Annotated in this window: 4 protein-coding genes; 3 read left to right on the forward strand and 1 reads right to left on the reverse strand. The window is 72.0% G+C overall.

The window, feature by feature from the left end:
• Window positions 1-587 precede the first annotated feature (587 nt).
• Window positions 588-920 carry a tRNA-binding protein gene (locus VF665_RS07650; RefSeq protein WP_331052818.1) on the forward strand — a complete coding sequence of 111 codons (333 nt, stop codon included), beginning with the start codon at window positions 588-590 and terminating at the stop codon, window positions 918-920.
• 4 nt (window positions 921-924) lie between these two features.
• Here VF665_RS07650 and VF665_RS07655 read toward each other — a convergent pair whose 3' ends face one another.
• The gene (locus VF665_RS07655; protein WP_331052819.1) at window positions 925-1,347 is read right to left on the reverse strand and encodes a response regulator; all 423 of its coding nucleotides are present in this window, start codon (window positions 1,345-1,347) and stop codon (window positions 925-927) included.
• Between the two features lie 999 nt (window positions 1,348-2,346).
• Here VF665_RS07655 and VF665_RS07660 point away from each other — a divergent pair.
• Window positions 2,347-8,214: a PAS domain S-box protein gene (locus VF665_RS07660; protein WP_331052820.1), complete on the forward strand. Its 5,868-nt coding sequence runs from the start codon at window positions 2,347-2,349 to the stop codon at window positions 8,212-8,214.
• Window positions 8,211-8,909, forward strand: a 699-nt coding sequence (locus VF665_RS07665; protein WP_331052821.1) for a response regulator, incomplete at its 3' end; no start/stop codon positions are given. The genes VF665_RS07660 and VF665_RS07665, both read left to right, overlap by 4 nt.

Consider the following 8,909-nt stretch of genomic DNA (forward strand, 5'->3'; position numbering starts at 1 on the left):
CGAGCGGCTGATCGGCCGGTTGAGGGAAGCCACAGGGGTGGTCTCCGGCTGACGCCGGACTCCCGGGTGGGGGGAACTGATTAAAGAAAACTGTTACCTATCAACCCGGTCCGATTTGTTACCCATGTTCCCGGTTGACCCTCTTCCTCTCCCCCCGCACGGACGGCATTCTCCGAAGCGCGCTGGATGTACCTGCGCTCGTCAGCGGGCGTTGCTGAGCGAATGAATTCGCCGCAACAACGGCGGAAAGTCCCCCAAAACAGCCGGGGGACTTCACCTGCACGCGGCGGCGGTTGTCGATGGTGTTGCTCCCCTCTCCGTGCGGCAGTTTGCGCGGGGAGGGGCCGGGGGAGGGGCCCACGCGGAGCGCCGTTTACGTGGCATCGGGGGAAGCGTCGAATGTGGTCGGCCGCAAACCTCCCTGAGCGGATGAATCCGCCGCTCAAGAAGCGGAAAGCCCCGACTCATGGCCGCTGTCGCGTCCACGATCGGGGCTTCCACTGCATCCGGGCTGAACGGCCGGGAACCCCACTGCATCCGGTCTGAACGGCCGGGAACCACAACCCGCATCACCCAATCCGCCAGAGATGATCGAGTACGCTGATTTTGACCGCGTGCAGATGCGCGTGGGGCGCGTGCTGCGCGCGGAGCCGTTTCCCGAGGCGCGCAAGCCGGCCCTCAAGCTGTGGATCGACTTCGGGCCGGAGATCGGCGTGCGCAAATCGAGCGCGCAGATCACCGTGCATTACACGCCGGACACGCTCGTGGGGCGCAGCGTGGTGGCGGTTACCAACTTCCCGCCGCGGCAGATCGGCCCGTTCATGAGCGAGGTGCTCGTGCTGGGGCTGCCGGACGCGGACGGCGCCATCGTGCTCATGGCGCCCGACCACGACGTTCCGCTGGGCGGGCGCGTGTTCTGATTCGCTACGCCGCGCGTGGGGGCGCCACCAGGGCCTCGGCCACGGCGGAAAGCAGGTCCGTCATCTCCACCGGCTTGGGGAGCAGCGCCGACAGGCCGGCCGCCATGGCCCGCGCGGGCGCCACCTCCGGCGCGTCCCCCGTCACCATGATGACGGGAATGCCGGTAAGCCGCGGCTCCCGGCGAAGCCGCTCCACGAACGCAAATCCGTCCAGCCCGGGCATGCGCAGGTCGGTGAGCACCAGCGCCGGGCGCGTGTCCCCGATCCACCGCAGCGCCTCTTCGCCGCCGTCCGCGGCCTCGGCGTGGTAGCCGGCGCGCCGCAGCATCATGCAGTGCAGTTCGCGGTGCAGTTCGTCGTCGTCCACCACCAGAATGACGGGCGACCGGCACGCTTCGCGGGCGGGGAACGGGATCGGGATGGTCATCGGCGATTATCCTGGCGCATGTGCCCTGCTCTGGCGGTCGACTGAAACTGCCGGAGCGCCGGGCGTGCGCCTATCGGTAAGCTGACCTAAATCAATCGACCCATGCGCCGGGCGCGGGAACGGGGAGCGGAGGCGGCGAGCGGAGAGTGGTGTGCGCGGCGGGGTGTGGCCCTCACTCGGCTGCGCCCTCACCCGGCCGCGCTGAGACGCGTCCACCCTCTCCCACGAACAGATGTGGGAGAGGGGGCACACGGCAACTGCGGTTTGGGGCGTCCGGCGGGGTTTGGCGCATGCTGCGGGCACGCCTCACCCCAGCCCGCCTCTCCGCAAGCGGACGCGCAAGCGGGCGAGGGGGAGCCGTTCGGCGCGGGGGCGAAGGGCGGTGCTCGAGACCGGGGTTCATGCCCGGCGGTTGAAACCGCGCCTCGAGAAACACGAAGTCCGCCGCCGCGGACTGGGCGCGGCGTCGCGGCCGATCGCACGCGCGGAGCCGTCCGCCGGGTCGGTTGAAGCCTCGATCGTGGACGCGACAGCGGCCACGAGTCGGGGCATACCGCGGTTCGAGCGGCGGATTCATCCGCTCAGGAAGCTTGCGGCTGACCACCGTTGGCCCGTCCGCGGATGCCGCGTTTGGACGTCGCTCCGCGTGGGCCCCTCCCCAGCCCCTCCCCGTGCAAACTGCCGCACGGAGAGGGGAGAACCGCTCGGCAACCGCCGCCGCGTGCGGGTGAAGTCCCCCCGGCTGTTTGGGGGACTTTCCGCGGTTGTTGCGGCTGATTCATTCACTCAGCCCATTCCCCCGCCCCGCCTCGGTCATGCGACCGATGCGGCGGCGTCCGCGACGCGGCATCTTTGCGGGTCCGCGGGCACCCCGCGGCGCGCCGGATGCCTTGCCGCATCTGCGGAAGCAACATACGTTTGTGGCGTTTCCGCACCGCGCTCCCCATCCGCGTTTTCCGGCCCGCCGGTCCCCCGTCGCAGGCCCCAGCAGGATCTCCCATGCAGCAATCCATCTCGCCCGCCGGCCTTGCGCCCGAGCTGGCCCGCGTCCTGGCGCAGCTCCCGCGCGTGGGCGACCCCGCGCCCGGCCCCGCGCACCGCATGCGCGTGCTGGCGGCCGCCGCCCAGCACGCCGCCCGCGCCTCCACCCCCGCCGAACTCGCCGCCGTCCTGGAGGCCGCGGTCCCCGCCGCCGTCCGCGCGGACCGGGTGGAACTGCGCCTGTCCGGCGACGACGCCGCCGAGCCGCCCCACGCGGAATCCGCCGCGCCGCGGGACGGCGCGCCGGACACGGGCGCGCTGGTCCGCACGGTGGCGGATGGCGAGACGGTGTGGGGAACGCTGCGCGTTGAGGGCGGGCCGTTCACCGATGAGGACGAGGCCGCCGCCGACGCATTCGCCGCCCTCGCGGCGGACGCCCTGGCGCGCATTCGCATGGCCGCGCGGCTGCAGGTAGCCGAGAGCAGCTACCGCACGCTGCTGGACGTGACCGGCGACGCCATTGTGGTCATGGACGTGGACACGCTGGAGATCCTGGACACCAACCGCTCCAACTGCGAGCTGCACGGCTACACCGTGGAGGAGTTCCGCTCGCGCACGGCGCCGGACCTGTCGTCGCCGCGGCCGGAGTACGCGCCGGAAAACGTGGTCCCGCTGGTGCACGCGGCGCTCGCCGGCACCCCGCAGCGGTACGAGTGGGCTACCATGACCCGCGCCGGGGAGGAGATCGTCTGGGACGCCCACCTGCTGCGCGCCACCCTCGAAGGCCGCGACGTCCTCATCAACATCGCGCGCGACATCCGCGGGCGCAAAGCCGCCGAAGACGCGCTGCGCCGCGCCAACGAGGAGCTGGAAGCCCGCGTGGCCGACCGCACCCAGGAACTGGGCGAGGCCAACGAGGCGCTGGAAGAGGAGGTGGCCGAGCACGAGGCGGCCAAGGAGGCGCTCATGGAGCGCACCGCGGAAATGGAGGCCATCTTCCGCGCCCTCCCCGACCTGTTCTTTCGCCTGGGCGACGACGGCACCGTGCTGGACTTCCGTGCCGGCGACGCCGCGGTGCTGGCCGCCGCGCCGGAAGCGTTCCTGTGGCGCCGCCTGCACGAGGTCATGCCCGCGCACGTGATGGCGGTGGTGGACGGCGCCATGGCCCGCGCGCGCGAAACGCGCAGCTTCGCCAGCGCCGAGTACGTGATGGATTCGGCGGACGGGCCGCGCGACTTCGAAGCGCGCATCGTTCCCCTGCGCGACGGGACGTTCGTGGCCGTGGTGCGCGACGTCACCGAGCGCGCCGCCGCGGAGCGCGCCCTGCGCGAGCGCGAGGCGCACTTCCGCCGGATGATTGAAAACGCCAGCGACATGGTGCAGATCGTCGGTCCCGACACCCTGATCGCGTACACGGGGCCATCGATGGAGAGGCTGCTGGGGTGGACGCCGGAGGAGATCGAAGGGACGTCGGCCATGACGTACCTGCACCCCGACGACGTGAACCCCACGCTGGAGCGGTTCGCCCTCATGCTCGCCACCCCCGGCGTTCCCGTGCAGGCCGCCTACCGGGTGGCGCACAAGGCCGGCGGGTACCGGTGGATGGAGGCCAACGCCATGACGCTGGCCCCGGACAGCGGCGCGCAGGGCGTGATCGTGAACGCGCGCGACGTCACCGAGCGCCGCGAGTTCGAGGAGGCGATGCGCCGGAGCGAGGAAAAGTTCCGGATGCTGACCGAGCACTCGTCCGACATCCCCACCATTGTCTCCGCCAGCGGCCAGGTGGACTACGTGAGCCCTTCGGTGATCCGCGTGCTGGGCTACGAGCCGCACCTGCTCGCGGGGCCGGACGCGATGGACATCGTGCATCCCGAGGACCTCGCCGCCACGGCGGGCGCCATGCAGGCGGCCAGCGCGGACCCGGAGGGCACCTACCGCGCCCAGTACCGCGTCCGGCACGCGGACGGCTCCTGGCGGGTGATGGACACCATCGTCCACAAGGCTTCGGCGCAGCCGGACGCGCCGCTCATCGCCAACTCGCGCGACATCACCGAGCAGCGCCGCGCCGAAGAAGCCCTGCGCGCCAGCGAAGAGCAGTTCCGCATGCTCACGGAGCACTCCTCGGACGTGGCGAGCATCGTGAGCGCCGCGGGCGAGTCGGTGTACATCAGCCCCGCCGTGACCCGCCTTCTGGGCTTTACGCCGGAGGAGCTGGGGAGCGCCGAGGCCGCCGCGGCCCACACGCACCCCGACGACCTCCCGGCGCTCATGGGGCTGCTGCACGCCGCCGGCGCCGACCCGTCGCGCATGCACAGCGCCCAGTACCGCGCGCTGCACAAGGACGGCTCGTGGCGGGTGATGAACACCGTCGCGCGAAAGATCTCGGCCGATCCGGACGCGCACCTGGTGTGCAACACCCGCGACATCACCGAGCAGACGCGGGCCGAGGAGGCGCTGCGCCGCAGCGAAGAGCAGTTCCGCCTGCTGACGGAGCACTCGTCGGACCTGGCCAGCATCGTCGACGCCACCGGCGCGCCGCTGTACGTGAGCCCCGCCATCCACCGCCTGCTCGGCTACACGGCGGAGGAGATCAGCGACATGGAGTTCGGCGCCTCCCTCATCCACCCCGATGACCTGGGCGGGCTCATGGGGGCGTTGGAGCAGGCGGCGGCGGACCCCTCGCGCAGCTTCAGCGCGCAGTACCGGGTGCGGCACCGCGACGGCACCGAGCGCATCCACGAAACGGTGACCCGCAAGGTGTCGCCGGAGGCGGAGGCGCCGCTGGTGTGCAACTCGCGCGACATCACCGAGCAGAAGCGGGCGGAAGAGGCGCTGCGCCGGAGCGAGGAGCGGTACCGCGCGCTGATCGAGAACTCGTACGACGTCATCACCATCCTGGACTCCGCGGGGAACACGGTCTTTCAGAGCCCGTCCATGGAGCGCACCCTGGGCTACCGCCCCGAGGCGCTGCAGGGCGTGAACGCGTTCGACCTGGTGCACCCCGACGACGTGCCCATCGTCACCGAAGCCATGCGCGGGATCATGGCGGCGCCGGGAACCACCGGGCAGGCCACCTACCGCTACCGCCACCAGGACGGCAGCTGGCGGCGGCTGGAAACGTTCGGGCGCACCCTGCTGCCGGACTCGGTGGAGGGCGGCATGGTGTTCAACAGCCGCGACGTCACCGACCGCTGGCTGGCCGAAGAGGCGCTGCGGGAGCGCGAGGAGTACTTCCGCGGCCTGATTCAGAACGCGCAGGACCTCATCACCGTCATTGGCCCGGACGGCACGCGGCGGTTCGAGAGCGCCGCCATCCGCCACCTGTTCGGCTACGAGCCCGAGGCGGGGCTGGGTGTGCCGGCGTGGGACCGCGTGCACCCCGACGACGTGCCCGCTGCCCGGCGCGAGCTGGACCGGGTGATGGAAAGCGGGGGGATGGCCACGTACGAGGTGCGGCTGCGCACCGCGTCCGGCGAGTGGCGCACCCTGGAAAGCAAGGCCAGCCTGCTCACCGGCCGCCCGGAAGACGGCATCGTCATCAACTCGCGCGACATCACCGACCGCGTGCAGGCGGAGCAGGCGCTGCGCCGCAGCGAGGAGTACTTCCGCGGGCTGATCGAGAACGCGCAGGACCTCATCACCGTGCTGGGGCCCGACGGCACCCGCCGCTTTGAGAGCTCCGCCGCGCGCCGCCTGTACGGGCAGTCGCCGGACGAGGCGCTGGGCACCTCCGCGTGGGACAACGTGCACCCAGACGACCTGGAGCGCGCGCTGGAGGGGATGCGCACGGTGATCGCCAACCCCGGCACCACGGTGACGGTGGACCTGCGGTTCCGCGCCGCGGACGGGGGCTGGGGCTACCTGGAGTGCAAGGCGCGCATGCTGACCGACGATCCGGAAGACGGCATCGTGGTCAACTCGCGCGACGTCACCGGGCGCGTACGCGCCGAGCAGGCCCTGCGCGAGCGCGAGGAGTTCTTCCGCCGGCTGACGGAAAACAGCAACGACGTCATGCAGGTGTGCGACGCATCCGGCATCATCACCTACTCGGCGGCCTCGTCCACCAGCATCCTGGGGTACGCGCCGGAAGAGGTGCTGGGGCGCTCGGTGCTTGAATTCATCCACCCCGACGACATGGCCTCGTCCCTTCAGAACCTGGCCGCCATCACCGGGCAGCCCGGGCACGTGGCCACGGCGGAGGTACGTTTTCTCCATGCCAGCGGCGAGCACCGGTGGATGGAGGCCATGGGGCGCACGCTGGACCCGCGCTCGCTGGATTCCGGCATCGTCTTCAGCCTGCGCGACGTGCGGCAGCGCCGGGCCGCCCAGGAGGCCATCCGCCGCAGCGAGGAGCACTTCCGCCGGCTGACGGAAAACGCGTCGGACATGATCGCCGTGCTGGACGCCGGCGGGCGCTTTCTGTACCACTCGCCCTCGGTGCACCGGGTGCTGGGCTACAGCCCCGAGCAGATCCAGTCGATGGACCCCATGCAGATCACCCATCCGGACGACCGCGAGTTGGCGGCCGCCGCGCTGGCGGCGATGTGCGCGGAGCCGGGCACCACGCACCGGGCGGAGTACCGCGCCCGCCACGCCGACGGCTCGTGGCGTGTGCTGGAAAGCACGGGGCGCACCCTGCTGGCCGACTCCGCGGCGGAAGGGGTGGTGGTGAACTCGCGCGACGTCACCGAGCGCCGCGCCGCCGACGAGGCGCTGCGCCGCGCCACGGAAGAGGCGGAGCGCGCCAACCGCGCCAAGAGCGAGTTCCTGAGCCGCATGAGCCACGAGCTGCGCACGCCCATGAACAGCATTCTGGGCTTTGCGCAGATCCTGGCGGAGCTGGAGATGGCGCCGGAAGACCGCAAGGCGGTGCAGCACATCCTTTCCGCCGGCGAGCACCTGCTGAACCTGATCAACGAGGTGCTCGACATCGCCCGCATCGAGTCCGGCCGCCAGCCGCTTTCGCTGGAGCCGGTGCAGGTGGGCGGAGTGATGCGCGAGGCGCTGGACCTGGTGCGCCCGCTGGCCGCCGCGCGGGGGATCAGCGTGGCCGAGCCCGCCGGGCCGGCGCTGGGGCGGTACGTGCGCGCGGACCGGCAGCGGCTGGCGCAGGTGCTGTTGAACCTGCTCAGCAACGCGGTCAAGTACAACCGCCCCGGCGGCGCCGTGCGCCTGGGCTGCCGCGTGGTGGAGGGCGCAGGCGGCCCGCGGCTGGCCGTGCGCGTGGAAGACGACGGCTACGGCATCGCGCCGGAGAAGCAGGACCAGCTCTTTACCCCGTTCGCCCGGCTGGGCGCGGAGCAGAGCGGCATTGAGGGCACCGGGCTGGGGCTGACCCTTTCCGAGCGCCTGGTGGGGGCCATGGGCGGCACGCTGCGGCTGGAGCGCAGCACCGCCCGCGGCAGCGTGTTTCTGCTGGAGCTGGAGGGGGCGGAAAACCCGCTGGACCACGCCGATGCCCCCGCCGAGCCCGCGGACTGGGCGTCCGCCGCGGAGGGGACGCCGGCCACGCTGCTGTACGTGGAAGACAACCTGGCCAACCTGAGCCTGATCGAGCGGGTGCTGATGGGGCGGCCGGAGTGGAAGCTGCTCCCGGCGCTGCAGGGGCAGCTGGGGGTGGAGATGGCGCGCGAGCACGTGCCGGACGTGGTGCTTCTGGACCTTCACCTTCCGGACCTGTCGGGAGAAGAGGTGCTGCGGCAGCTGCGCGCGGACGCGCGGACGGCGCACATCCCCGTCATCATCATCAGCGCGGACGCCACGCCGCGCACGCTGGAACGGCTGCGCGCGGACGGCGCGGCCGCGTACCTCACCAAGCCGCTGAACGTCCGCCTGTTCCTGCGCACGGTGGACGAGACGCTGGCCGCACGCCGGGGAGGCGGATGAAGGGGCCGGACCTTTCCGCCTGCACTCTGCTGCTGGTGGACGACGAGGAGGCCAACCTGGACCTCCTGGAGCGCATCCTTCGCCGCGACGGGCACCACGACCTGCTGCGCACCACGGACCCGCTGGAGGCGGTGGATCTGTTCGAGCGCCACCGGCCGGACCTGGTGCTGCTGGACCTGCACATGCCCCGGCGTGACGGCTTCGGGGTGCTGGGCGACCTGCGCGAGCGCATCGGCCCGGACGACTTCGTCCCCGTCCTCGTATTGACGGCGGATGCCACGTTCGACGCGCGGCAGCGGGCGCTGCGCGAGGGCGCGCAGGACTTCGTCACCAAGCCGTTCAACAACGCCGAGGTGCAGCTGCGCGTGCGCAACCTGCTGCGCGCCCGCGTGCTGCACCGCCAGCAGCGCCGCGCCCGCGCGCACGCCGAGCTGCTGGCGGAGGCCGGCCGGCTGCTGCACGCCTCGTTCGACACGGCCACGGCGGGCGCCCAGCTCGCCCGCCTGGTGGTGCCGCGGCTGGCGGACCGGTGCGTGGTGGACCTGGTGGAGGAGGACCGGCGGATGCGCGTGGCCAGCGCCCGCGCCGGGGCCGAGGGGGTGGCGCTCGCCCTGGCGCCGGAGGCGTGCGCGCCGGGAATGGACGACGCCGGCGCGCGGCGGATGGGCGGGGCGGACGGCCTGGTGCCCGGCGAT

Source organism: Longimicrobium sp., assembly GCF_036387355.1.
Lineage (GTDB): Bacteria > Gemmatimonadota > Gemmatimonadetes > Longimicrobiales > Longimicrobiaceae > Longimicrobium.